Genomic DNA, 25718 nt, shown 5'->3' with positions numbered 1-25718 from the left:
CGCACCGCAGGACAGCGAATGTCCGGGCGTGGCGCGGCGGCCGCGGCATCGCCTGAGAGAGAGGGCCCGCCTCGGCAGACAACTGCGCCACCCCCGCAACAGCTTAGGAGAATGACGTGTCCGCACCCACCCAGATCTTTGCCCTGACCGATGAGGAGCGTGAACTCCTGCCGTCGGACAGCGATGTCGCGTCCTACGCCGAACACGGCTGGTACCTGTCGAAGAAGCTGTTCACCGACCAGGAGACCGCTCTGCTGCGCTCGGCGGGCGAGGAGTTCTACGCGGGACGGCGCGACCGTGTGCTTCCCCGGCGCCCCGCGCGGCTGGCGTACTGGACCCCCGAGAAGGGAGACGTCCAGCGGCACAACGACTACATCCACTACGAGAGCGACGCGATCGCGGAGGTGCTGCGCAAGCCGCTGCTGGGGGCGGTGGCGGCGAGGCTGGCCCAGGTCGATCAGATCCGGGTGTTCCAGTCGACTCTCATCCGCAAGCCGCCGCGGCCCGAGGAGCCCAGCAATGTCGTGCCCTGGCACTTCGACCGGGACTACTGGGCGACATCGTCCTCGGAGCAGATGCTGACCGCCTTCATCCCGTTCCACGCCTGCGACGAGCGGATGGGCACCATCACCATGGTCGACGGCAGCCACCGCTGGAAGGAGCTGAGCCGTGACGCCGTGACAGCCCGGCACTTCGCACAACTCGGGAGTGACGCGGAGTCGGTGCTTGAGCGGACAGCGGAGGCGAACGGCGCGAAGGTCGTCAAGGTGCCGGTGGAGATCCCGGAAGGGCATGTGAGCTTCCACCACTGCCGGACCTACCACGGCAGCGGGGCCAACCGGTCCGCGGAGCCGCGCCGCGCCATCTCGCTGCACCTCCAGGACGGCGCCAACGCCTACCGGGCCTTCCCTCTCTCGGACGGCAGCCTCGCCGCCTACAACCACGACGAGCTGGTGCGCAGGACGCCACACGGGACTCCGGACTACGCCGACCCCGACTTCTGCCCGGTTGTCTGGGACGGCGCCCTGCCTCCGGTCGCGTAGGAACGAAGCGCTTCAGGGCGCGACTGCCGGCCAACCCCCGGAACGCGCCCGTGGACATCGGTGATGTGGGGGCCTCCCGGCATCGCGACGACAGATCACTAGCACAGGAAGAAGCGGTTTGAGCCGTATGACCATCGCAGCAGACTCCGAACGCCCCGCACACGCGCAGCCCGCCGCCGAGCTCCCGGTCGGAGACCTCCTACTCGACCACGTGGAGCTCTACGTCGAGGACCTTGACCGCGAGGCCTCCGAGTGGACCACGCGATTCGGCTGCACGGTCGTGGGCTCCGCCGGCGGAGCGGGGGCAGGCTTCCGCAGCCTCGCGCTGTGCCAGGGGAGGATTGTCCTGGTACTCACCGAAGGTATCGACGAGGGACACCCGGCCTCGCTCTACACGGCGCTGCACGGCTCCGGCGTGGGCCGCATCGCCATGCGCACCGCCGACGTCGCGGCCGCCTTCGCGTACGCGGTGGGCCGGGGCGCGCGTCCGATGGCCGAGCCTGCCCGGCTGCCTGGGCCGGGTGTGGTCGCCACGGCCACCATCGCCGGCTTCGGAGATGTCGTGCACACCCTCATCGAGCGTGAGGGCACCGACTGTCTGCCGGCAGGCTTCGAGCCGGTGCCGTCCGGCTCCGAGGCAGGTCCGTCCGCCACTGAGGCCGCCGGACTTGAGGAGATCGACCACTTCGCCGTGTGCGTACGGGTCGGGGGGTTGGACGAGGTCGTCAAGTGTTACCAGGAGACACTCGGGTTCAAGGAGATATTCGAGGAGCGGATCGTCGTCGGCTCGCAGGCCATGCTGTCGAAGGTGGTCCAGAGCTGCAAGGGTGACATCACCTTCACGATAATCCAGCCGGATCCGGAGGCCGATCCGGGGCAGATCGACGAATTCCTGAAGAACCACGGCGGTGCGGGAGTCCAGCACATCGCGTTCTCCAGCCACGACGCCGTCGGTTCGGTCCGGGCTCTGAACCGCGCCGGTGTGGACTTCTTGAAGACTCCCGGCACGTACTACCAACTCCTGGCTCAGCGCGTGGAGTTGATGCGGCATGGGTTGGAGTCGTTGCGCGAGTGGAACCTGCTCGTCGATGAGGACCACGGCGGGCAGCTGTTCCAGATATTCACCCGGTCGACGCACCCCCGACGCACCCTCTTCTTCGAAGTGATCGAGCGGCTGGGCGCCGAGACGTTCGGATCCTCCAACATCAAGGCTCTATACGAAGCAGTGGAGTTGGAACGGCTTCAGCAGAACGCCTCCGTTCGATGACGGCGGCCGCGGACACGTTCACGGCCAGCGACTTCTTCGCCCTGGCCGACTTCGAACGGGCGGCGGACGCGGTGCTGCCCGCCGCCGTACGCGACTTCGTGGCGGGCGGCAGCGGTGCGGAACTTACTCTCGCGGCCAACCGGGCCGCGTTCGACCGGCTGCGGATCGTGCCGAGAGTCCTGCGTGACGTATCGGACTGCGCATCTGCGACCACCCTGCTGGGTCGCCACTGCGCGATGCCTGTGGCAACCGCGCCGATCGGCTACCAGAGGCTGGTACACCCGGAGGGTGAGCTCGCCGCGGCGCGCGCGGCGGCCGAGGCCAAAATCCCCTTCACCGTCGGCACACTGAGCAGCTACACGGTGGAGGAGATCGCCGCCGTCGGAGCCACGACATGGTTTCAGCTCTACTGGCTGCGCGACCGCGAACGGTCGTTCGACCTGGTGCGCCGAGCCGAAGACGCCGGGTGCAGCGCCGTGATGCTCACGGTCGACGTGCCATGGATGGCCCGTCGCACGCGTGACCTGCGCAATGGCTTCGTACTGCCGGACGACGTCGTGGCGGCGCATTTTCCGGCGGGCGCGGAATCGGCGGCGCATCAGGCGGCCGCGGGCGAGTCCGCGGTCGCCCGCCACACCGCCGCGTCCTTCGCGCCGTCCCTCAGCTGGGCGGATGTGGAGGAGCTTCGGCGCCGCACCCGGCTGCCGCTGGTGGTCAAGGGCGTGCTCGATCCGACGGACGCGGTCCGGGCGGCCGAGTCGGGGGTGGACGGCATCGTCGTCTCCAACCACGGCGGACGGCAGATGGACGGGGCCATAGCAAGCATCGACGCGTTGGCGGAGGTGTGCGCGGCGGTGGACGGACGTTGCGAGGTGCTGCTCGACAGCGGTGTCCGCAGCGGGCTCGATGTGCTCAAGGCTCTCGCACTTGGGGCGAGCGGCGTTCTGCTCGGACGTCCGCTGCTGTGGGGGCTGGCTGCGGGCGGGGGCGAAGGGGCGCGCAGAGTCCTTGACCTGCTCGCGGCCGAGCTGCGCGACGCGCTCGGGCTCGCGGGGTGCTCCGGCCCGGGGTCCGCAAGCACCTTGCGAGTCGGGCGGGACGCGAGAGGCGCGGACCGTACAGGCAGTGCCCACGCCCACACCACATACACGTACAAGACCAGCCACGAAGGAACGGTCCCAGGGTGATACAGCGGAATCCGGCAGCTCTGATGCGCACAGCGGAGCTGCACGCATGTCTTGAGGACAAGTCGCTGGGCTCGATGAACTTCCTCAACGAGATCGCCCAGCGGTTTCCCGAGGCGATCTCCTTCGCCCCGGGGCGGCCCTACGAAGGATTTTTCGACACCGGTCTCGTCCATGACTACCTTCGGCGCTTCGAGCAGTATCTGAGAGAGGAGAAGGGGTACGACGAGGCGCGGGTGCGTCGGACCCTCTTCCAGTACGGGCGGACCAACGGCATCATCCATGAGCTGATCGCCCGCCACCTGGAAGTGGACGAGGGCATGACCGTGGACCCCGAATCGGTCGTGGTCACCGTTGGCTGTCAGGAGGCGATGTTCCTGGTGCTGCGCGCGCTGCGCGCGGACGAGCGGGACGTGGTCCTCGCCGTTTCACCGAGTTACGTGGGATTCACCGGGGCCGCCCGCCTCGTGGACATGCCGGTCCTTGAGGTGGCCGGCGGGCCGAACGGCATAGATCTGGAGAGCCTTGAGCAGGTGGTGGGCGAGGCACGCGCGCGCGGGCTGCGGCCCCGAGCCTGCTACCTGGTAGCGGACTTCGCCAACCCCACCGGCATCAGCCTGGATCTGGCGACCCGGCACGCGCTGCTCGATCTCGCGGAGCGGCTCGACCTGCTGCTGCTTGAGGACAACCCGTACGGCTATTTCACCGCGGACGGCGTGCGGCTGCCCACGATGAAGTCGCTCGACACCCGGGGCAGGGTCGTCTATCTGGGATCGTTCGCGAAGACCGGTATGCCAGGCGCCCGGATCGGATTCGCGGTGGCCGACCAGCGAGTCCTTACCGCCGATGGAGGGGAGGGGCTGCTGGCCGAGGAACTCTCGAAGATCAAGAGCATGCTCACGGTGAACACCCCGCCCGTTGCCCAGGCTGTCATCGCGGGCAAGCTCCTGACTCACGGCCTGAGCCTGTACAGCGCCAATGAGCGTGAGATCGCCTTGTACCGTGCCAATCTGCATCGCCTGCTGGCGGGCCTGGAGCGGCATTTCCCGTCCGACGGCGGATCGGGAGTGACCTGGAACGTACCGGACGGCGGGTTCTTCATCGTGTTGACGGTGCCTTTCCCGGCGGATGACGCGCTGTTGGAGGTCTCCGCGCGCGACTACGGGGTGCTGTGGACCCCGATGAGCTACTTCGGCTCGCAACCCGAGGTCGCTTGCCAACTCCGCCTGTCTTACAGCCAAGTCGACGGGGCGGAGATCGACGAAGGGCTTGAACGCCTCGCCGCTCTGTTCTCCGTCCAGCGGCAGGGCTGACCCCACCCGGGGACCGTCTGCCCACCAGCGGCCGCAGAGCCGAGCGCGACTTGGCCGGGACGTTGTCGATTCGATCAACCTGAGGGAATCCATGTTGCGTAGTGCCGCTGTCGTCGGGACGGGGCTGATCGGTACCTCGATCGCTCTGGCACTCTCCGCCAAGGGCGTAGCCGTCTACCTCATAGACCAGGAACCCATGGCTGCCCGGACCGCTGCGGCCATGGGAGCCGGACGTGCCGAGGAACCGGCGGAAGCGGTCGACCTGGCCATTCTTGCGGTACCGCCGGCGGAACTGGCCACCACCCTCGCGGGGGCACAGAAGCGCGGGCTCGCCCGAGCCTATACGGACGTGGCCAGCGTCAAGGCGCGCCCCATGACGGACATCGTGGAGCTGGGATGTGATCTCACGTCCTTCGTGGGAGGCCATCCCATGGCCGGTGGAGAACGTTCCGGTCCACTGGCCTCACGAGCCAATCTGTTCGAAGGGCGGGTCTGGGCCCTCTCCCCCCACGCCGCGACTTCGGCACAGGCTCTGCATGCCGTCGAGAGCTTGATCGATATGTGTGGCGCCCATCTGCTCGTGATGAGGCCGGACGAGCACGATGCGGCAGTCGCCCTGGTCTCCCACGCCCCGCACGTGGTTGCCAGTCTCATGGCCGCACGCCTGGAGGATGCCGCGGAGTCGCAGATCAGTCTGGCAGGTCAGGGCGTACGTGACGTCACCCGGATCGCGGCGGGTGATCCAGGGCTGTGGGTCGATGTCCTGTCCGCCAACGCCGGCCCCGTGGCCGACACCCTCACCGAGCTGGCCCGTGACCTGGAACGAGTGACAGCGGCGTTGAGACAGCTGGAGCTCGGCGCGGAGGGGGATGCCGACGAGGGTGCCGAAGCTCTCCTGGACGCGCTGAACCGAGGCGTCGCCGGCCACGAGAGGCTGCCGAACAAACACGGTGCACCGAAGGCTCGATATGTCACGGTCACGGTGCCGGTGGGCGACCAGCCGGGCGAGCTGGCTCGTCTTTTCGCGGACATCGGGGCGGCGGGGGTGAACGTGGAAGACGTCTTCATCGACCACCTTCCGGGGAAGACGACCGGGGTGGTGGAACTGCTGGTTGCGCCTGAAGTCGCCGAGGTGCTTTCGCGGAGTCTGAAGAGCTGAGGCCCCCGCGGGGGTGTGGTCGGTCGGCCCCGGGCACGCCGATTCGGCGGTGCTCGCACGGCGATCGGCGGGCACACCCCTGATCGCGGCAGGGCAGGACGTGGACACCCCCGTCATGGAGGCGATGCGCCCGGTGGACACGGTCGGCGCCGACGCAGGCAGTCGGCCCGGAGCGCCGCACGCACAACGACGGCTTTCCGTGCGGTGAACCGGCGCCGTCGGCCACTGCCCCTTTCGCGCGTCCTCGCGAGGGTGCGCAGGGTGGCCCCCGCGCCGTTGCCCCGCCTGCCTGGGTACCCACGCACGGCCCGCCGTGCACGGCACATCCCCCCTCCCGATCAAGAAGGGCTCCACCTCATGAGTGAACGACACCTCACCCCCGGAGGCCGCGGCTACCTCATGGTCAACGCCCACCCTCAAGGCGCGGCGGCCACTGTCGACATGCTCTGGCGGCAACTCCCGCAGCAGGAAGCCGCAGCGGAGAAGTCCCCGGTGGTGGTGGTCGTCGGCTTCAGCGCCGGCTACGGCCTGGCCGCGACTCTCGCCGCGGCCCGCCGCGGAGCGGTCGGCGTCGGCGTGGCGTACGAGGCCGACGAAACGCGGCGTCGCACCGCTTCCGCCGGTTGGTACCATGCCGCCCGCACCGCTGAACTGGCCGCCGGGTGGACCTTCCTCAATACGGACGCCTTCGCGGACACCGCCAAGACAGAGGTCATCAAGGAACTGGCACAGCGCTATGGCAGGGTCGACCACCTGATCTACAGCATCGCTGCCCCGCGCCGGACCGACCCCGTCACCGACCAGGTCCACCGCTCCGTCATCCTGCCCCTGGGCCAGGCCTCCACCGCCAAGACCCTGGAGTTCACCGACGGCCGACCCTTCATCGGCGGCTCCACCCTGCAACCCGCCACCGACGCCGAACGCGACGCCACCGTCAAGGTCATGGGCGGCGAGGACTGGCAGCGCTGGATCGACGCCCTCGCGGAGGCGGATCTCCTCGCCGACGGCTTCACCACGACCGCGCTCACCTATGTGGGCTCCGACCTGACAGCCGACCTCTATCGCAACGGCACCATCGGCGCAGCCAAGGGGCACCTCGAAGCATCTGCACACCACCTCGGCACCCGGCTCGCCGACCTCGGCGGGCGTGCCTTCACCGCCGTCGCCGGAGCCACGGTCACCCAGGCCTCGACCGCGATCCCCAGCATCGCCCTCTACACCAGTCTGCTGCACCACGTCCTGGGCGACGAAGGCTTTCTCACCACCGCGCAGCAGATGCGCGCTCTGTGGTCCCAGCTCGCGGCTGAAGAGCCGCTCAGCCTCGATGACGCGGGCCGCATCCGTCTCGACGGCTGGGAGCTCGACGCCACTGTCCAGAGCCAGGTCCGGACCCGGTGGGAGCAGATCAACACAGAGAACGTGACGGACCATGCCGACGCCGGCTGGTTCCGTCGGCAGGTCGGGCAACTCCATGGCTGGAACGTCCCCGGCATCGACGTGGACCTCCCCAGCCAGACCACGGTCCCCTGGCCGCCCGAGCCCACCGTGTAGCGCTACGGGGCTTGTCGGCCACCAGCCGCAGCTCCGGTCATGACGCCCGGCCAGGTGCCGGGCTTCAACAGCAGTGAAACGCCGCGAATGTGGCCCATTGCCACGGATGCAGCCGTACTCGACCTGTCTCGAATCCAGGCAGGGAACCTATAAGGCCGGGAGTGTCTCGATGCTACGCACCATGTTCAAGTCCAAGATCCACCGTGCCACCGTCACTCAGGCCGACCTGCACTACGTGGGATCGGTGACCATCGACGCGGACCTGCTCGAAGAAGCCGACCTACTGCCGGGCGAGCTGGTCCACATCGTGGACATCACCAACGGCGCTCGCCTGGAGACGTACGTCATCGAAGGCGAGCGTGGGTCCGGTGTGATCGGTATCAACGGGGCCGCCGCCCATCTGGTCCACCCCGGGGACCTGGTGATCATCATCAGCTACGCACAAGTAACCGAGGAGGAGGCGCGGAACCTGAAGCCGAAGGTCGCCCATGTGGACGGCGATAACCGGATCGTGTCCGTGGGCGCGGACCCGGCCGAGCCGGTGCCCGGATCGGACCAGGAGCGCAGCCCGCAGGCGGCAGGTGGCTGAGCGGGGTTTTGCCGACGTCTGCTGTGCTCGGCCATGCCGCCCTCTCGCCGGGCCTGCGTCTTCACCATCGCCGGCACGGCTTTCCCCGCAAGAGCAACCCCGGCAGGCCGTACTCGGAGGCTCGGGGCGCGGCCGCCCCGGTCCGGTCGTCCGGGCGGCGGTCGCGGGGGGTGGCCCGGGAACCCGGGGTCAGCGCCGAGTGGCGCCGGATCCGGGGCGAGCGGGACCGTGCCGACTGGGGGCCAGGGGGCTCCGAGCGATTTGCCGAGTGCGGGGCATGAGGGTTGGCGGCGGCTCCGAAGGTCCCCGAGGGGCCCCAGGGCGCGATATCAGCCGCCGGATGCCCGCAAACATGCGGGGGAGCGTGATCGAGCAGTATTCAGGTCTTCTTGATGCCCTGCCGGTCATTCAAGATCATCTTGCACGTGCGTTGCGCAAGGTACTGAAAAGCAATAGTGATCAGTGAAGGGCCGTGAAGGTAAGTATTCGCAGGTCAGATGGCATGCTGCGGTGTTGTGCCCCTTGGGCTCAAGGGGCACAGCACCCCGCCGCTCAGAAATCCCGGAAGAGATCTGCGAGCGCCGTGACCTGCGGTGATGGACGTGTAACGGCTGCTGACCTGCACGAATGGTCTTTCGGTTGTTTCACGCTCGTGCCGGTTGAGGGGGCTGGAAGTCCCAGAAAAGTCCCTGTGGGCTCCGCTGCTGATGCACGACCTTTCGACTCTGTACGGCAGCACGGACTCCTCGAACGCCTCGTTGTTGATGAGGATGCCGGCACCTGAATGGCGAGCGACTGGCGCTCGGCCGATGCTCTGCGGGGTCGTGGGATCCTGATGATCGACGACGACTCTGCGGTTGCCGGCGGCAGTGAGCCGGCGGAGCCTGCCAAGCCTCGGGGGCCCTACAGGGAGCGGCCCGGCGGGCAAACCCATCAGGAAGGCCCTGTGCGGCGGGCCTGGGCCGGAGTTGTTCCTCGCGGAGGGCCCGCATCCCAACGCGCGGAGTCAGAGACCGCAGGCGAGTGGGGGGTTGGTGCATGTCCCCGTGCGACTGGCGCACCCGCATTCGGTGGTGGCTGCGCTGAAGGACGACGAAAGTCGGCTGGTGATGCCGCATGCGCAGCGCCGTAGGTCGCTCCTGCTGTCGCAGGGTCTGGCTGCTGTGGCGGTACGGCGGGGGACACGAGTGCGGAAAGCCAGGGCGTGCTTCTTCCCGCGTGAGGGCGGTGAGCGCCGTTGACGTCTTGGTCCGCTGCGCCAACCAGGGGCGGGGCGGGCAGACCACGCAGTTCTGTCGCTCTGCAAGATCACCGGTCTGCTCACCCGCCGCTGTTCCGACCATCTCGACGACAGGCAGCGCGCGCTGCGTGACCAACTGGCCGTCGCTGCCCCGAGATGACTGTGCTGGTCCGCCAGGTACGCACGCCCGCAACCTTCGTCGCCCTCTCCGCGGGCGACGATGAGAAGCCGGCCGGAAGCTCAGGTTGATGCGCCAGGCCGAGCACTTGCCGCGTCTCCTGGCCTTCGGGGCGCCAGGTCTGAGGCGACGGGCCGGGCGCAGGGAGCGACGGCCGGCGCCCTTACTTGGTCGCGCCCTGGGCGAAGCCGTTGTAGATGTAGCGCTGGAGGAACAGGAAGATGACCAGCGTGGGGATGATGACGAGAACCGCCCCGGCCGAGATGTTTTCCCAGTGGGCGCCGAAAGGCCCCTTGAACCGGAACAGTGCGGTGGAGACCGTGCCGAGTTCCTGGGAGGGCATGTAGAGGAAAGGGATGTAGAAGTCGTTGTAGACGGTGATCCCCTTGATGATCACCACGGTCGCGATCGCCGGCTTGAGCAGCGGGAAGATGATCTTGCGGTAGATCTTGAAGGAGTTCGCCCCGTCCAGCCGCGCGGCCTCGTCGAGGGACACCGGGATGCCACGGATGAACTGCAGGAAGATGTAGATCGAGACGATGTCCGTGCCCATGTAGAGCAGGATCGGGGCCCAGCGTGTGTCGAACAGTCCGAAGCTGTTGACGACCTGGAAGGTGGCGACCTGCGTGGTGACTCCGGGCACGAGGGTGGCGATCAGGAAGAGGCCCATGACGAGCTTCTTGGCCCGGAAGTGGAAGCGGTCGATGGCGTAGGCCGTCATCGACCCGATGATCACGGTGCCGGTGATGGAGAACAGCAGGATGAACGCGGTGTTGCCGAAGGCCGTCAGCATGTGGCCGTCGGAGAACGCGGTTGCGTAGTTGCTGAAGTTGAACCAGTTGCCGGGCAGCGACAGTGCGCCGCCGTCCGAGGCCTCCTTCGACGTCTTCAGAGACGTGAGGAAGACGACGCTGAGCGGGAGGAGCACCACCAGCGAGGCGATGACGAGCGACAGGTAGATCAGCGTCTGACCGATGCGGCCGCGGGCACGGACGCGGCGCGGGTCGGACACGGAGCGGGTGGGGGCGGCGGTCTGCCGGGCCGTGGTCATACGAGGTCCACCTTTTCGTCGGGCACGAGACGGCGCTGGATCCAGGTGATCAGCAGGATGATCAGCAGCAGCACCACCGCGGCGGCCGAGGCCAGCCCGGTCTTGTTGAACTGGAAGGCGAGCTTCACGGTCTGGATGACGAACGTCGAGGTGCCGGTCGCTCCGCCGGTCATGATCCAGGGGATCTCGAAGACGGCGAGCGACCCGGAGATCGCCAGGATGACGCTCAGGCTCAGTACGGGCCGGATGCTCGGCGCGATGATGTGCCGGAACTGCTGCCATCGGGTCGCACCGTCGAGCTGGGCGGCCTCGTAGAGCTCGCCGGGGATCGACTGAATGGCACCGAGGAACAGGACGAAGTTCAGGCCGGTGAAACGCCAGACGGAGACGCCGGCGAGGGAGGTGTTCGCCGACTCGGGGTCGCCCAGCCAGGCATGGTCGGTGTCCGCCCCGAACCAGGACAGCACCGAGTCCAGGGTGCCGCCGTCCTGGAAGAAGTACAGGAAGACGAATCCGATGGCCACGCCGTTGATGAGGTAGGGGAAGAAGAGCAGGCCCTTGAACAGGTTGCGGAACCGCAGATCGAAACTGAGCACCGTGGCGAAATACAGCGCGATGGCGATCTGGGCCACGGACGCTGCGAGGTAGTAGAAGCTGACGAAGAACACCCGGAAGAGCTCGGGCCGGGTGAAGATCTGGACGTAGTTGTCCGCTCCGGTGAAATTCCGGTCCGGGCTGATCCCGTCCCAGTCCGTGAAGCTGTAATAGATCATGTTCCCTACAGGTACGTAGGTGAACGTGATCAGCAGCACCAGTGGCGCCGCGAGGAACAGCCAAGGGGTCGCTCGGCGGAGCAGTTGCCCCCACGTCCTGGGTCCTTGCGGGCTGCCGCCGCTCTTTGCGGTCCTGCGACGGGAGGGCGCTGCACGGTGCGTCTTCACGCTCGCGACCTCGGTCGTCTCGGTCATATCGGGCCTTTCGTCGTCCGCTTCGTCATCCCGTGTGCGCGGGAGGGCGGGGCCCCGGCCGGCGTCGTGCGACCGGGGCACCCTCACCGGTTCAGGAACCGGCGGTCTTCGCTGCCTCGTCCCACTTCTTGTTGAGCTCGGTGAAGTAGTCTTCGAGGCTGCCCTTCTGGGCTCCGCGGGCGATGTCGATCAGCTTCTGGCGGTAGTCGGGCTTGTTCAGCCCGATCTCGGCGGCGTTGTCGATGTCGTTCACCGCGCCCGTCTTGCTCTCCGAGCGCTCCACGAAGGTGACATCGTTGTCAACGAAGTCCTTCAGGGTCGCGGGCATGGGAGCCGACTTCAGGGTGGGGACGGCTCCCTCCTTGGTGGAGTAGCCGGACTTCTCGGTGAACCAGTCGATCCAGGCCCGGGCTGCTTCCTTGTGCTCGGAGTGGGCGTTGACGGCCTGCTGGTAGTCCGAGACCAGAGTGGCGCACTGTCCGTTCTCCCGCTGGACGGGGACGGGCATGAAGCTGATGTCGTCGGGGTTCTTCCCGGCCTTCTTGGCGGCGTCCTTCATCTGCGTGATCGACCATGAGCCGACCATCATGGAGCCGATCTCGCCCTTGGCGAGCATGCTTTTGGAGGCCTCCCAGTTGGTGGTGCTGGGGTCCTTCTCGGAGAGGCCGTCCTTGACGATGTCGTACAGCAGGGTGTCGATCACTCCGAGCTCACTGCCCGGCTTCCATGGCGAGACCGGACCGGCGAGCTTGTTGTTGGCTTCTTCGCTGCACGTAGCCGAGCCGATGTTGGCGCTCCACTGGACCAGCGGCCAGCCGTCCTTGAAGTTGGTGTAGTAGGGGGTTGCGCCGGTCTTTGCCTTGATCGCCTTCAGTCCCGCGAGGAACTCCTCGGGCGAGTTCGGCCAGGCGGTGATGCCGGCCTTCTTCCACAGCGCCTTGTTGTAGACGAAGCCGTTGGCGGTGCCGAACTGCGCGATGCCGTAGACCTTGCTTCCCACGGTCGTCTTGTCACTGAAGCGGTACTTGTCCGACATCTCGATCGACGGACCCAGCGGGGCGAAGAACTTGGGGTAGTCGTTCTTGGAGACCGCGGCCGGGATCATGAGGACGTCGCCGTAGTCCTCCGTGTTCATCCGGATCTTGACTTCACCCTCGTAGTCGGTCAGGCCTTCGAACTTCACCTTGACCTTGGGGTAGACCTTGTTGAACTCCGCGGCGTAGGCGTCCAGGGCCCCGCTCTGGACCAGGTCCGTTCGCTGGGTCAGGACCTTGATGGTGCCGGTTGTCCTGCTCGGGTCGGTGGGGGCCGCAGCCTCTTCGGTCGACGCCGCACCTCCGCCGCTGCAGCCCGTCACGGTCAGCGTCGCAACGGCCAGCAACGCACCGACGAGGGTCTTGGTCTTTCCCATGTGCCCAACTCCTTCAAGATGGCGGCTCAAGGTCTGCGGGGGGATGTTGGCACTATGGCAGGGAGGAGGTGAACCGGTAAAGTGTTCATTTCCATGGCGATGCCCAATCGTTACCGATCGGCGTTTCGGTGCAGGTCATGCGCGCTCAAAGCGCCTGATGCGTTACGTCGGCGTCACTAGACCGGTTTATGGACAGTGATCACTTGACGGGCTAAGTTGTGCGGCGTCATACATCTGCCAGCGTGCGTACTGGGCGATTGGAGCCGCACATGAAGGACGTCACCCCGCTCACCGAGGGCTGGACCCTGCGTCACGGCGAGGAGCAGCTTCCGGCTCAGGTTCCCGGCTGCGTCCACACCGACCTGCTTGCCGCCGGGGTCATTCCGGACCCCTTCCTCGAACTCAACGAGACCGAGGTCGCCTGGGTCGGCCAACGCTCGTGGACCTACGCCACCGATGTCTCCCACGACAGTCGGCACGAGCGCACCGACCTCGTCTTCGAGGGCCTGGACACCGCCGCCCGGATCACTTTCGGCGGCCGGGAGGTCGGGGCGACCCGGAACATGCACCGCACCTACCGGTTCGACGTCACGGGCCTGACCGGCCGTTTGGAGGTGAACTTCGCCTCCGCCTACGCGGAGGCCGAGGCGGTACGTGCCGTCACCGGAGACCGGCCCAACGTGTACCCCGAGCCGTTCCAGTACATCCGCAAGATGGCCAGCAGCTTCGGCTGGGACTGGGGGCCGACACTCGTCACCGCCGGCATCTGGCGCCCCGTACGGCTGGAGCAGTGGTCGACCGCGCGCCTCGCGTCCGTCCGCCCGCTCGTCACCGTCGACGAAGCCACGGGAAGCGTCGAGGTCGCAATACAGGTCGAGCGCACGGCCGCAGGAGCGGGCACGAGCCTGCTGGTGCGGGCCACGGTGGCCGGCGAAACGGTCGAAACCCGATTCGGCGGCGACGAAGCCGTGCTGCGCCTGACCGTTGACCGGCCCCGGCTCTGGTGGCCGCGCGGCTACGGTGACCAGCCCCTCTACGACCTCGACGTCACCCTCCTCGACGACGAGGGCGAACTGGACACCTGGCACCGGCGCATCGGATTCCGCACCGTTGAGCTGGACCGCAGTGCCGACGCGAAGGGCTCGGGCTTCACCCTCGTCGTCAATGGCGAGCGCGTGTTCGCCCGCGGCGTCAACTGGATCCCCGACGACGTGTTCCCCTCACGCGTCACCCCCGAGCGCTACCGCACCCGGCTCGGCCAGGCCGCGGACGCCAACGTCGACCTGGTGCGCATCTGGGGCGGCGGCATCTACGAAGACGAGGCCTTCTACGACGCCTGCGACGAACTCGGGCTGATGGTCTGGCAGGACTTCCTCTTCGCCTGCGCGGCCTACCCGGAGGAGCAGCCGCTGCGGGGAGAGGTTGAGGCCGAGGCGCGCGACAACGTTGTCCGACTCATGCCCCACGCCAGCCTGGTCCTCTGGAACGGCAACAACGAGAACCTCTGGGGATTCCGCGACTGGGACTGGGAGCCCGGACTCGCCGGAGACTCCTGGGGCGAGGGCTACTACCTCGGCCTGCTGCCCCGTCTGATCGCCGAACTCGACCCCACGCGGCATTACGCCGCGGGGAGCCCGTGGTCCGGATCATGGGACAACCACCCCAACGACCCCGACCACGGCACCTACCACTCCTGGGAGGTGTGGAACCGCCAGGACTACGCCGAGTACCGCGCGAACGTCCCTCGCTTCGTTGCCGAGTTCGGCTGGCAGGCCCCTCCAGCGATGGCCACGCTCCGACGCGCGCTTCCCGGGGAGAAGTTGGCCCCGGACTCCCCGGGCATGCTGCACCATCAGAAGGCGGAGGACGGCAACGGCAAACTCAACCGTGGAATCGCCCGCCACTTCGCCCCGCCCGAGGGCGACTTCGACCGGTGGCACTATCTGACCCAGGTCGTCCAGGCCCGCGCCGTCGCCGCGGGCATCGAGCACTGGCGCTCGCACTGGCCGACGTGTGCCGGCACCGTCGTCTGGCAGCTCAACGACTGCTGGCCGGTAACCTCCTGGGCCGCGGTCGACGGGGACGGCCGTCTCAAGCCGCTCCACCACGAACTGCGCCGCGTCTACGCGGACCGGCTGCTCACCCTGCAGCCCAGTGACGACGGCCTGGTCCTCGCCGTCGTCAACCAGGCCGCCACGGAATGGCGCACCGTGGTGACACTGCGCCGTTTCGAGGCCGATGGTGCGACGGTCGGCCACAGCACTCACGAGGTGACCGTGGCCGCGCGTTCGGTCGCGCGGCTCCCGGTTCTCCCCGAGCTGTTCCAGGAGGAGCTCAGTGCCAAGGAGTTCCTCGTCGCCGACGCGGACGGTGTGCGTGCCACCTACTTCCCGGTCCCCGACAAGGAGTTCGCCTACGTGCAGCCGGCCTTCGGTATCGAGGTGGAACCCGTTCCGGGCAGCGGCGGTATGGTCGACGTCGTGGTCAATGCGCACACCCTCGTAAGGGACCTTCTGCTTCAGCCCGACCGGCTGAGCCCCCACGCCACCGCCGACCGCGGTCTCACCACCTTGCTGCCGGGCGAGCAGGTCCGGATCCGGGTCGATGGCTGCGTCGATGTGACCGTGGATGACGCGCGAGCTGCCTTGTTCTGCGCGGATACGAAGTGAGCGGTCCGGCACGCATCACCATCAAGGACGTCGCAGCCCGCGCCGGAGTCTCCAAGGGGGCTGTCTCCCTGGCGTTCAACAACAAGCGGGGTGTCTCGGAGATCACGCGTGAACGCATCTTCGAGGCGGCGAAGGAGCTGGGCTGGTCGCCGAACCTCACCGCACGCAGCCTGTCCAGTCAGAAGGTCGACATCATCGGCCTGGCCCTGTGCCGCCCCGCCCGGCTGCTCGGCCTCGAGCCGTTCTACATGGACTTCATCTCCGGCATCGAGAGTGTGCTGGCCGAGCGGTCGTACTCGCTGCTGCTGAGGCTGGTGCGGGATCTCGACGAGGAGACCGAGCTGTACAGGTCCTGGTGGCGGAGTCAGGCGATCGCCGGTGCCATCCTGGTCGACTTCCACGAGAACGATCCGAGGGTTCCGTCGCTGGAGTCCATCGGGCTGCCGGCGGTGGCCGTCGGGCATCCGTCGCTCACCGGCTCGTTTCCCGCAGTGTGGACGGACGACGCCACGGCGGCGGCCGAGGCCGTCCGCTATCTGGCGGCGCTCGGACACCGGCGCATCGCCCGCGTCGGCGGTCCGGTCGGGCTCGGGCACAGCGGTATCCGGGCCACGGCCTTCGCGGCCACGATGCGGGAGCTGGGTCTTGAGGAAGGCCGGCAGATCGCGACGGGCTTCGACGGAAGCGAGGGGGCCAGGGCGACCCGGTCCCTGTTGATGTCGGCCGACCGTCCCACGGCCATCGTGTACGACAACGACATCATGGCTGTGGCGGGTGCGGGGGTCGCCGCGGAGATGGGGTTCGTGGTCCCCGATGATGTGTCGCTGCTCGCCTGGGACGACTCGCAGCTGTGCCGGATCACGCATCCCACGCTGTCGGCCATGAGCCACGACGTGCACAACTTCGGGGCGCAGGTGGCCCGCACCCTGTTCGCCGTCATAGAGGGTGAGCACACCGGTTCCGTACAGGTGCCGACCCCGTCCCTCACTCCGCGCGGTTCCACCGCACAGGCACCCGCCCGGAACTGAGGACGGCATCCGATAGGCAATTGCGGCTTCCCCGCCCTGTCCGGGCGGGGAAGCCGCAGTTCTTGGTGGCGCGGGAAGAGCCGGCCCCGTTTTCGCAGGTAGAGGGTTCCCGGTGCTTGTTGCCGGCGCGGAGGGTCAGCCCGTGGTGCAGGGAACGTCGTTGAGGGCGAAGGTGCCGGGCGCACTGTCTGCCCAGGTGGAGGAGCTGTTGAGGCCGAAGTTCACCGAGCCGCCGCGGGGATGCTCCCGATCCAGAACGTGTTCGCTGCCCGGACCGTTGAACCCTCCTGACCGTTTCCCCCGTTGCTGAGCCTGTAGGGCACCTGGCAGGCACCGCTCTTGTACACGCCGGCCTCGTGCCGGTCTCCTTCACGCGGTGGGGCCGTTGAAGAAGCGGTTGCCCCATGTGGTCAGCCGGCTTGACGGCTTGTCACGGGAAGCTCACGTCCACGGTGGCGCGGTAGACGGCTCCCTTCCCGGCCACTGTCACCGGCTCGCCGGCGGGTGCGTACACCGAACTGCCGACGGGCAGCGCGATCTCGCCCTCCGGGCCGGTGACGGTGACCGTGCCGGCCGCGCAGAGGAGTATCTGCGGGGCGAGAGAGTCGAGCGTCACGGCTCCCCGATGCGGATCGGGCCGGACCACGGACAGCCGGAAGTCATCCACGGGGGTGGCGAACATCGCCTCGCCATTGTTCGTATCCGTGGCTGTGGGGTGCAGTACGCGAACGGGAGCCGCCCGGAAGGTGATCACGCGAAGGAGCTCCTGGGTGTCCACGTGCTTCGAAGTCAGCCCGCAGCGCAGCACGTTGTCCGAGGCCGCCATCACCTCCACTCCCAGGCCCCGTATGTAGGCATGCGGGATTCCGGCCCCGAGGAACAGCCCCTCGCCGGGAGCGAGGCGGAAGTGGTTGAGCATCAGCGCGGGCAACAGTCCGGGGTCGCCGGGGTGCGCCTGCGCTATGGAGTCGTAGCCGCAGAAAGCTGCTTGGTGCGGGCCTGCGTTGCGCGCCTCGCGTGCCACGGCACGCGCGACGTCGTCCACGAGCGAGGCACCTTCGGTCAGGAACGCTGAGAAGACCTCCCGGAGTGCGGATTCCTCCGGCTCCGAACGCAGCGTCGCACCGTACCGACGTATGCGGTCCACGTTCAACGCATCCAGAAGCTCGGCGCAGTCCCGCGCGGCGCGAAAGCCGCAGAGGCCCTCGAACGAGCCGAGCGCGACGATCATTTCGGGCTTGTGGTTGTCGTCGGGGTAGTTGCGGTGCGGGGCGTCGAGGGGGATCCCCTGGGTGTTCTCGCGCTTGTGGCCGGCGGCGGCCCCCGCCAGGTCCGGGTGCACCTGGAGGGAGAGTGGGGTCTCGGCGGCCAGCAGCTTGAGCAGGAAGGGGAGGCGTGGACCGAAGCGCCGCAGAACCGGCTCGCCCAGTTCGGCCTGGGGGCCCTCCTCGATGATCTGGTTGAGAGGCCGAGATGCCCCGTGGCGCCGGACCAGGGACGGGGCGGTCGGATGGGCCCCCATCCACAGTTCGGCCTGTGGAGTCCCGTCCGGTTCGACTCCGGTCAGCTCCGCAATGGCCGTGGCGGAGCCCCAGTTGTATGGACGGACGGTGTTGACCATGTGGTCCACGCGGTGGTCCCTTCTCGGAGGCTTCACCGGCCGAACCCCGCGGTCGTGGTGCTGCCCCCTGGCTTTGCTGTGTGGGCTACGGATGACGGCGCGCGAGCCGGCTACGGGCGTGTCCCTGCCGCGAGTGCGGGGGTGTTCAGCTGTGAGGAGGCAACTGCGGCCGCCCCGATGAGCCCGGCGTCCAGGGCCAGGAGCGCCGGCATCACGGGCAGCCCGCGGGTGAAGTCGAGGACGGCGTAGTCGGCCATGCGTCGGCGCAGGGGAGCGAAGAGTGTGTCGCCGGCCTGCGCCACGCCACCACCGATCACCACGAGATCGAGCTCGACGAGAGCCGCCGTCGCCGCGATGGCCGCTGCCAGCGCCTGGGCCGCCCGCTCATACGCCCCCAGTGCCTGCGGGTTCCCCGACCGCGCCGCGTCCGCGACCGCCGCCGCGGTCGGGGCCACCCCGGCCGGCGCGGACCACCCGGCCGCCTGCGCGTGCGCGGCGATGGCCGGACCGCTCGCGAACCCCTCGACGCAGCCGGGCGCCCCGCACGGGCACAGCGAACCGTCCAGATCGACGGTGATGTGCCCGATGTGACCCGCGTTCCCCGTCCTGCCGGTGTGCAGCCGGCCGCCGAGGACAAGGCCGCCCCCGACCCCGGTGGACACCACCATGCACAGTGCGTTCTCGAACCCGCGGGCCGCGCCCAGCCAGTGCTCCGCCGCGGCCATCGCCACAGCGTCCCCGATCAGTACCGGCCTCAGTCCCACCGGCAGCCGCGGGTGGGCGGCCACCTCGTCGACCAGCGGGAAGTGCCGCCAGGCGGGGATGTTGACCGGGCTGACCGTGCCTGCGGCGGTGTCGACCGGACCCGCGCTGGCGATGCCGAGGCAGGCCACCTCGTCCCACATCGGGTGGACCGTAAGTTCGTCGATGACCGAGGTCACCGCCGCCATGAGCTCGCCGGCGGACTTCTGCGCGGGTGTCGGCCGTTGTGCGCGTACGAGCAGAGTGCCCGTGTCGTCCACAAGCGCTCCAGCGATCTTCGTGCCGCCGATGTCCAGTGCTCCGTACACCGTCACGTCACCACACCTTTCGTGAAGGGAGTGGTTCCGCCACTCCGGAGCACACTCTGACGGGTCGTGACAACGTTGTCTAGTGAACAGTTTAGTTAAGGTAAAGGTTTAGTAATGCTGGAGGGTGCGCGCGGGCCGCATCGACCCTCCTGGCCGCGTGACCGAAGCGGCTACCACCCCTGCGGCAGACCCCCGTCCGACGGGCCGGCCACCAACAGCCACGCGCCGAGGAAACCAAGTCACACGATCACCGTCACCAGTGCTGTGACAGGGACGGGTTCACCGTGGTCGGAAGACGGCTCAAGGGACGAGCGCGGTCCGCGCGGCGACTGGTATTACTGGTGCATGCAGGAAGAGCAGGAAGAAACCGCGCAGTCCGCGATCGACACGTTCATCTCCGCGTTCAACGCCTCGGACGACAGCTATGTGACTGCGCTGCTCTCCCAGGCCCTCACCTCGGACGTGGTCTTCTGGGGACCGTTGGGCCGCAGTGAGGGGATCGAGACGGTCGAGCGGTTCGTGCTGGACATCCGGCGCCACCCCGCAGGGACCGGCACGATGGTGCGCTGTTCGGCGGTGGACATGCCGGACGAGTGGGCCCGGTACCGGTGGGTCTTCACGACGCCGGATGGAGGCCCCCGCCTGGCGGGAACGGATGTCGTCCATCTGCGGCGGAGTCTCATCGACCAGGTCATCGTATTCGCGGGGGAGATCGAGCCGTCCGCCTCCTGAGCCGTTCTCCTCCGGCGCCGCCCTTCTCCTGAACCGGCCCCGTTCGGGGCTCCGGTTCTGCCCGGCCGAGATCATCTTCGCAACGCTTCGGTCGTCCGCGCTTGGCCACGAGCGGACCGATGATGCGCTGTGGCTGTGTAAGTTCGCGGTTGGTCAGGCTGTGGTGTTGAGGGGGCGTCCGCCCCAACGGGTGCCCTTCTCGCTTCGGATGCGGGCGCGTTCCTTGCGTTCGGCGGCCAGGACGTCGCGGTGGCGGGCGTTGGCGTTGCGCCAGAGTAGACAGGCGTGCAGGGCTCGTGTCTGCACGGGGTGGTTGGGGTGGTTGGAGTTGGCGATGGTGAACTGCCTCAGCGGTCCGAAGTGGGCCTCGATCGGGTTGCCCTCGTCTCCGCCGAACCCGTACTGCGTGCCGTGTCCCTCGATGCCGGCGCTGAGCAGGTGGTTGGGGTCGATCTTCTTGACGAAGGCGCCCATCTCGTCGACCCAGGCCCGCAGTGTGGTCCCCTCGACGTTCTCCTCCTCGCTCTGGGCCTCGTAACGCGGCTCGTTCATCAGATCCAGGCGAAGATCGTCGGGTCGTCCTTGTACTTGACGCCGGAGTAGTGGTTCGTCCGGTTCAGCGCATGGCTCACGTAGTTCTTGTACGAGGTGAAGCACCCGGGGCAGCGGTTCTTGTCGAAGAAGGCGGCCCGGGCCGGCTGTCCGCCGGACAGGCCCTGCCGGCGCAGGCGGGTGTCGATACCCCCGTACGCCTCCCAGTAGTTCTCAAGGACCGGCATGAGCCGCATCCCGTGGGTCCGGGCGGACTCGATGATGTAGTCGAACTGGGCGAACTGCTGCTCGTTGTAGACGCCTTCGGCCTTCTCGAAGCCGTGCCAGTCCTCATGGTTGAACATCCAGAGCCGGACGACGCCGGCACCGTCATCGCGCATGCGTGCGAAGTGGGCGTCGATGCGCGCCTTGTCCATGTACTCGGCCTCCGTGTCGCCGGAGCCCGAACCGAAGGTGAACAGGTCATACGCGTTGGCCCCGGCGACGTAGTACTCCTCGCCGCCCAGGCAGAAGCGGATCCCCGCACCGCGTCGCGAAGGAGTCGGTGGCGGCCGATGCCGGGGCGGGGCGCAGGAGCGTCAGGCAGGTGCCCGCCAAGGCGGCCAGGAGCAGGAATACCAGGGGCCAGTGACGCCTGGTCCGAGTATGGAGGTGACTGCGCATGGCGTCTCTTTCGTCCGAAGGGGGCGGTCCGCAGCCTCGGAAGGCGCGGCAGGTGGACGGGGCGGCCTCGGCGGGTCAACGAAGAGAACTCCGACCCTGTACCGGTTTATCGGTCAGAAATGTAGGGGCGTGTCGTGTGACTGTCAATCAATCGTGCTGAGCTGATTTCTGCTGGTTGATGGCCACTGCTTGGTCTGCCGCGGGGCTGGCCTGGAAGTTTAGCGGTTTAGTTTCACGTGGCATTCCGTGCGCGGCGGACGGATCGTGAACTCGCTATTGACAGGGGTGCAACGCCCGGTGCCTCATGGTGTGGCGACGACCCGTTCGAGCCGCATTCGGCCGAAGTCGCAGCTGGTCGACGTCAGTTGCCCGGCGCTGCCCCCACCATCACGACGCCTGCGAAGCCTGCCTACGGCGACACTCCCGCCGAAGTGCGTGCGGCGCTCACCCAGCGTGCCCTCAGGGGCCGGCGCGGTCGTCGGACATCGTTGTCATGGGGTGCTGTCCGTCCGGTGATGCCGTCCTGCTCCGTGCTCCTTCCCGCACCCCCACCCCACCCGCATGGGTATCGAGGAGAGAAATGCGAAAGCCGAGAAGCACCCTGATCACCGTGGCGGGCATGGCGTTCGCCGCCGCCCTGGGCCTGCTGGGCTCGATCGCCGGCCCTTCCGTGGGCGAGGCCCAGGCCGCGCCCACCGGCATCCGCGTCAGTAACGGACACGTGGTCGAGGCGAACGGGAACGAGTTCGTCATGCGTGGGATCAACCACGCCTACACCTGGTACCCCGAGCAGACGACCGCCATCGCCGACATAGCGGCCAAGGGTGCCAACACCGTCCGCGTCGTCCTCAGTAGTGGCGACCGGTGGACGAAGACGAGCGCCTCGCAGGTATCCGCCCTCATCGGACAGTGCAAGGCCGCCGAGGTCATCTGTGTCCTGGAGGTGCATGACACCACCGGATACGGCGAGGACGGCGCCGCCACCACCCTGGACAAGGCCGCCGACTACTGGATCGGCGTGAAGAGCGCACTGGAGGGTCAGGAGGACTACGTCGTCGTCAACATCGGCAACGAGCCGTACGGCAACTCGAACGCCGCGGCCTGGACCGGTGCCACCAAGAGTGCGATCGGCAAGCTGCGGAACGCCGGCCTCGACCACGCCCTGATGGTGGACGCCCCCAACTGGGGCCAGGACTGGTCCGGGACCATGAGGGACAACGCGGCCTCGGTCTTGGCATCCGACCCCGACCGCGACACCATCTTCTCGATCCACATGTACGGCGTGTACGACACCGCCGCCGAGGTGCAGGACTACCTGCACCACTTCACCGACAACGAACTGCCCATCGTCGTGGGTGAGTTCGGGGACCAGCACAGTGACGGCAACCCGGACGAGGACGCCATCATGGCGACCGCGCAGTCCCTCGGCGTGGGTTACATCGGCTGGTCCTGGAGCGGCAACGGCAGCGGTGTCGAGTACCTCGACATGGTCAACGGCTTCGACGCGAACTCCCTGACGAGCTGGGGCAACCGCTTCATCAACGGAGCCAACGGCATCACCGCCACCTCCGAGCCCGCCACTGTCTACGGCGGCGGGGGCGACACGGGCAGCGGCACCGCGCCCAACGGCTACCCCTACTGCGCCGGCGGCAGCTCGTCCGACCCCGACGGCGACGGGTGGGGCTGGGAGAACAGCCGCTCCTGCGTCGTCCCGGGCAGCAGCGCCGACAGCGATGGCGGGACCGACGAGGGCACGGCCCCCAACGGTTACCCATACTGCGTCAACGGCAGCTCGTCCGACCCCGACGGCGACGGGTGGGGCTGGGAAAGCAGCCGCTCCTGCGTCGTGGCCGGCAGCAGCGCCGACAGCTAGCAGTGTGCGTGCGCGGGGCTCGGATTGGCTCGTGGAGGCCGCTGACCTGCGTCAACCTCCACATGATTTTGGTTCCACACCCTTTGCGATGACTCATCACGTGAAGAGCGCGGTGCACTGAAGCCGTCGCTCCAGGTTCAAGTCCCAGGGAAGTCCCAGAGAAGCATCAGGGAAGTCTCAGAGGCTCCGTCACACCCCCCTCGCCTCGCATTTGTGCAGGTCAGGATGGGTGTGACGGTGCCTCTTCCGCAGGCTTTCAGATGTCCCGGAACTCATAGACAAAGCTTCTGACCTGCGTAAATGACACCTCTCGAAGATCATCTTGCACGGTTGTTGCACAAGCCGAACGGAGCAGGAGTCACGCGGCCCTGGTGTAGGCGCTCCGGACCGCGATGCGGACCTTGGAACCGGCTCCCACGACCCGGTGCACGTATTTACGCAGGGTGAACGCGGGATCGGCGTGTCCGAGGCGGTCCGCGAGCGTGTACACGTCTACCCCGCCGTTGATCATCATCGACGCGTACAGGTGTCGGAGCGCGTGCATCATCACGTCGCGGGACTTCTCCCAGCGTCGTCCCTTCGCGTCGGGCTCAAGGGGCTTGATGAGGCCGGCCGACACCAGGGCGGGCTTCCAGCGGTAGGAGTTGAACCAATTCGACTGAATGGCGGTCTTCTCCCGGGTGTAGAAGATCAGCCGCACCGTGACCGGGTCGCCGCCTTTGCTGCCCCACGGTCGGGTCACCTCGACCGGCGGGTACTTCTGCATGTGTTCGCGCAGGGGGATGGCCACGTCGTCGGTCAACTCGACCCACCGGTCCTTCGGGTCCTCCTCGTCTCCGCCCTTGGGGAGGGCGTATACGAGGAACGAGCCGTCGTGGACTACTTGCCGTTGCACGTGCACCATGGCGCCGTCCGGATGTGCCCAGTCGATATCTTCTGGTGACAGGCCGAATATCTCTCCTTGCCGAAGACCCAGGCCGCGACCACAGTCGACGAGCGCTTTGTAGCGGTCGGGAAGTTCGGCACGGATCTTCTCGGTGTCCTCCCATGTCAGGGTCAGCTCTGCCCGGCCGCCACCTCCTCGCTTCGGCTTGGCGTCCTGCACCGATTTGGCGAGGCACGGATTTTTGTGTATCAGGCGGTCGTGGTCCGCGAGCCCACAAGGTCGGCCGCTATTTGCGCTACCGCTGGTCGGAGGTAGAGGCATGGCTGGAAGCTCAAGCGGTGAATCGCGCGACCTGATCGGCCAAGATTGGCTGGTGCTCTTGTCCCTGGTCGGGCGACAGAACCCGGCGTACAGCCCGACTCGTCTGCCGCCACCAGCGGCTTTGCCTGGAGAAGGGCCTCTGGCCTGCGTCGGAGGCTCCTTCTAGCGACGCGCCATCCTGAACGGCACGGACCTACGCCCGGTCGCGCCTGAGAGTCGTCTCGCTGGGCCCGAGGGCCATGCTGCCTATGAGCTGACGAGCGAAGTCCTCCAGAATCGAGGGGTTGGTAGCGAGAAACTCGATGACCCGCTCGGTTCGCTGCTCAGGCGAAAGCTCTTTCAGTTCCTGCTGCCATGCCAGGGTGGCAGCACCGCCATCCTCGACCTCGGCATTCACGATGAGGCTCCAGAGCGCCTGCTGAGCGTCCTCACGAGCGAGCCAAGTCATGAACATCTGCTGAAACTGCTGGCTCGTCACAGTGACCTTCGGGTCGCTGGGCGCGGTGGCCAGATCTTGGGAAGGCGCGTCCGCCTCGACCCCCGGGACGGCAACAGGAGGTGTCGTCGTGGACCCGGCCCGCAAGGCCTTCTTCTGGGCTCTGCGGGCCTGTTGCTTCAGCACCAAGGCTTCGCCCTTGGCAACGGATCCTGTGGACCCGAGGAACGGTGACAGGGAGGCCGCGGACTCGTTCCCGAGCCGTTCGCGGGTTGGGCGGCGGGCACGCACGAGGTAACAGGTGAGGTGCTGTGAGGGCGTGGCGCCCACCGGCCTGATCGTGGACAACTCGTCTACCACAGGGCCCCAATGGCCAGGCCGATGCACTTTTCTCGCGCGCCTTTGCGAGACGATGGGAGATGCTGCAGTGGCGGAAGGGACTCCCGGTACACGAGGGGCACCTCCCGTAACGTGGTGCTTGATGAGAGGGCAACCGTTCGGATGGTAGGCGGCCCTCCGCCTACGGTCTGGGCCAAACAGGGGTGAGCCATGAACAGCGAGGAGCTTCAGGCGCTGCTTGCTGCCATGGGCAATACGCAGCGGCTGCGGGTCATAGCCGAACTCGCCGACGGCAGGGTCTATGTCAGCGATCTAGCACGCCGTCTGGACATGTCCCGACCGCTCCTCTATATGCACTTGGCGCGCCTGGAGAAGGCCGGCCTGGTGGTGGGCAACCTGGAGCTGAGTGAGGACGGGACCCCGTTGAAGTACTTTGCACTCACCCCGTTCAACCTGCACTTAAACGTCGACACGATCCGCGAGGCCGTGCAGGGTGATGAAGCCCCCGCCGCGGAGAGTTGAACAGGGGACCTGAACTGGAGGCCCGGCGAGACCTTACCGACTCTGACGGTCT

At 67.5% G+C, this 25718-nt stretch carries 20 protein-coding genes and 2 pseudogenes; 13 read left to right on the top strand and 9 right to left on the bottom strand.

Features of this window, described 5'->3' with window-relative positions:
* Positions 1 to 116: 116 nt before the first annotated feature.
* The 7 genes from OG912_RS05070 to panD all read left to right on the top strand — a co-directional run bounded on the left by OG912_RS05070 (position 117) and on the right by panD (position 8106).
* Complete coding sequence (locus tag OG912_RS05070) at positions 117 to 1043, top strand: phytanoyl-CoA dioxygenase family protein (protein ID WP_327708366.1); 927 nt, start codon at positions 117 to 119, stop codon at positions 1041 to 1043.
* A gap of 127 nt (positions 1044 to 1170) precedes the next feature.
* Positions 1171 to 2310 (top strand): 4-hydroxyphenylpyruvate dioxygenase, encoded by a 1140-nt coding sequence (gene hppD / locus OG912_RS05065; protein ID WP_327708365.1) that lies wholly within the window; start codon positions 1171 to 1173, stop codon positions 2308 to 2310.
* Positions 2307 to 3497 (top strand): alpha-hydroxy acid oxidase, encoded by a 1191-nt coding sequence (locus tag OG912_RS05060; protein WP_327708364.1) that lies wholly within the window; start codon positions 2307 to 2309, stop codon positions 3495 to 3497. The genes hppD and OG912_RS05060 overlap by 4 nt, the downstream gene beginning before the upstream one ends.
* A gap of 23 nt (positions 3498 to 3520) precedes the next feature.
* A complete protein-coding gene (locus tag OG912_RS05055; protein ID WP_327708363.1) occupies positions 3521 to 4807 on the top strand; it encodes an aminotransferase-like domain-containing protein in 1287 nt (428 codons plus the stop codon).
* Positions 4808 to 4901: 94 nt separating this feature from the next.
* The gene (locus OG912_RS05050) at positions 4902 to 5966 is read left to right on the top strand and encodes a prephenate dehydrogenase (protein ID WP_327713340.1); all 1065 of its coding nucleotides are present in this window, start codon (positions 4902 to 4904) and stop codon (positions 5964 to 5966) included.
* 357 nt (positions 5967 to 6323) lie between these two features.
* Positions 6324 to 7517, top strand: a complete 1194-nt coding sequence (locus OG912_RS05045; protein ID WP_327708362.1) for an enoyl-[acyl-carrier-protein] reductase FabV — start codon at positions 6324 to 6326, stop codon at positions 7515 to 7517.
* A gap of 169 nt (positions 7518 to 7686) precedes the next feature.
* Complete coding sequence (gene panD / locus OG912_RS05040; RefSeq protein ID WP_327708361.1) at positions 7687 to 8106, top strand: aspartate 1-decarboxylase; 420 nt, start codon at positions 7687 to 7689, stop codon at positions 8104 to 8106.
* Positions 8107 to 9687: 1581 nt separating this feature from the next.
* Here the strand turns inward: panD and OG912_RS05035 are convergent.
* From OG912_RS05035 to OG912_RS05025, 3 genes are all read right to left on the bottom strand, one after another.
* Complete coding sequence (locus OG912_RS05035) at positions 9688 to 10575, bottom strand: carbohydrate ABC transporter permease (RefSeq protein WP_327708360.1); 888 nt, start codon at positions 10573 to 10575, stop codon at positions 9688 to 9690.
* On the bottom strand, positions 10572 to 11543 hold the full coding sequence (locus tag OG912_RS05030; RefSeq protein WP_327708359.1) for a carbohydrate ABC transporter permease: 972 nt from the start codon (positions 11541 to 11543) through the stop codon (positions 10572 to 10574). Before OG912_RS05030 ends, OG912_RS05035 begins: the two co-directional genes overlap by 4 nt.
* Positions 11544 to 11634: 91 nt before the next feature.
* Positions 11635 to 12954, bottom strand: coding sequence for an ABC transporter substrate-binding protein (locus tag OG912_RS05025; protein WP_327708358.1), 1320 nt, complete (start codon positions 12952 to 12954; stop codon positions 11635 to 11637).
* Between the two features lie 269 nt (positions 12955 to 13223).
* Here OG912_RS05025 and OG912_RS05020 point away from each other — a divergent pair, with 269 nt between their 5' ends.
* Complete coding sequence (locus tag OG912_RS05020; protein ID WP_327708357.1) at positions 13224 to 15623, top strand: glycoside hydrolase family 2 protein; 2400 nt, start codon at positions 13224 to 13226, stop codon at positions 15621 to 15623.
* The gene (locus tag OG912_RS05015; protein ID WP_327708356.1) at positions 15620 to 16651 is read left to right on the top strand and encodes a LacI family DNA-binding transcriptional regulator; all 1032 of its coding nucleotides are present in this window, start codon (positions 15620 to 15622) and stop codon (positions 16649 to 16651) included. Before OG912_RS05020 ends, OG912_RS05015 begins: the two co-directional genes overlap by 4 nt.
* Positions 16652 to 17081: 430 nt before the next feature.
* Here the strand turns inward: OG912_RS05015 and manA are convergent, their stop codons facing one another.
* Together manA and OG912_RS05005 are read right to left on the bottom strand one after the other, a co-directional pair.
* On the bottom strand, positions 17082 to 18281 hold the full coding sequence (manA, locus tag OG912_RS05010; RefSeq protein WP_327708355.1) for a mannose-6-phosphate isomerase, class I: 1200 nt from the start codon (positions 18279 to 18281) through the stop codon (positions 17082 to 17084).
* 101 nt (positions 18282 to 18382) lie between these two features.
* On the bottom strand, positions 18383 to 19348 hold the full coding sequence (locus OG912_RS05005) for an ROK family protein (protein ID WP_327708354.1): 966 nt from the start codon (positions 19346 to 19348) through the stop codon (positions 18383 to 18385).
* A 339-nt stretch (positions 19349 to 19687) separates the two neighbouring features.
* Between OG912_RS05005 and OG912_RS05000 the strand changes: the two genes are divergently transcribed.
* Positions 19688 to 20074 carry a nuclear transport factor 2 family protein gene (locus OG912_RS05000; protein WP_327708353.1) on the top strand — a complete coding sequence of 129 codons (387 nt, stop codon included), beginning with the start codon at positions 19688 to 19690 and terminating at the stop codon, positions 20072 to 20074.
* Positions 20075 to 20227: 153 nt separating this feature from the next.
* Here OG912_RS05000 and OG912_RS04995 read toward each other — a convergent pair.
* Together OG912_RS04995 and OG912_RS04990 are read right to left on the bottom strand one after the other, a co-directional pair.
* Positions 20228 to 20452: pseudogene (locus tag OG912_RS04995) on the bottom strand (IS630 family transposase); the annotation flags it as partial.
* Between the two features lie 173 nt (positions 20453 to 20625).
* Entirely contained in the window at positions 20626 to 21042 is a 417-nt protein-coding gene (locus OG912_RS04990) for a hypothetical protein (RefSeq protein ID WP_327708352.1), read from the bottom strand.
* Between the two features lie 827 nt (positions 21043 to 21869).
* Here OG912_RS04990 and OG912_RS04985 point away from each other — a divergent pair.
* Positions 21870 to 23162 (top strand): cellulase family glycosylhydrolase, encoded by a 1293-nt coding sequence (locus tag OG912_RS04985; RefSeq protein ID WP_327708351.1) that lies wholly within the window; start codon positions 21870 to 21872, stop codon positions 23160 to 23162.
* Positions 23163 to 23520: 358 nt separating this feature from the next.
* Here OG912_RS04985 and OG912_RS04980 read toward each other — a convergent pair whose 3' ends face one another.
* On the bottom strand, positions 23521 to 24267 hold the full coding sequence (locus OG912_RS04980) for a tyrosine-type recombinase/integrase (RefSeq protein ID WP_327708350.1): 747 nt from the start codon (positions 24265 to 24267) through the stop codon (positions 23521 to 23523).
* Between the two features lie 35 nt (positions 24268 to 24302).
* Here OG912_RS04980 and OG912_RS40025 point away from each other — a divergent pair.
* A pseudogene (locus OG912_RS40025) lies at positions 24303 to 24404 on the top strand (helix-turn-helix transcriptional regulator); the annotation flags it as partial.
* Between the two features lie 158 nt (positions 24405 to 24562).
* On the opposite strand, the gene OG912_RS04975 reads toward OG912_RS40025, so the two are convergent.
* On the bottom strand, positions 24563 to 25135 hold the full coding sequence (locus OG912_RS04975; protein ID WP_327708349.1) for a hypothetical protein: 573 nt from the start codon (positions 25133 to 25135) through the stop codon (positions 24563 to 24565).
* 219 nt (positions 25136 to 25354) lie between these two features.
* Here OG912_RS04975 and OG912_RS04970 point away from each other — a divergent pair, with 219 nt between their 5' ends.
* Positions 25355 to 25666, top strand: coding sequence for an ArsR/SmtB family transcription factor (locus OG912_RS04970; protein WP_327708348.1), 312 nt, complete (start codon positions 25355 to 25357; stop codon positions 25664 to 25666).
* Positions 25667 to 25718 lie beyond the last annotated feature (52 nt).

Origin of the sequence: Streptomyces sp. NBC_00464 (genome assembly GCF_036013915.1) — a bacterium.
In the GTDB taxonomy this organism is placed as follows: Bacteria; Actinomycetota; Actinomycetes; order Streptomycetales; family Streptomycetaceae; genus Streptomyces.
The sequence above is the reverse complement of the archived record's forward strand: the minus strand, read 5'-3'. Positions and strand labels throughout refer to the sequence as shown.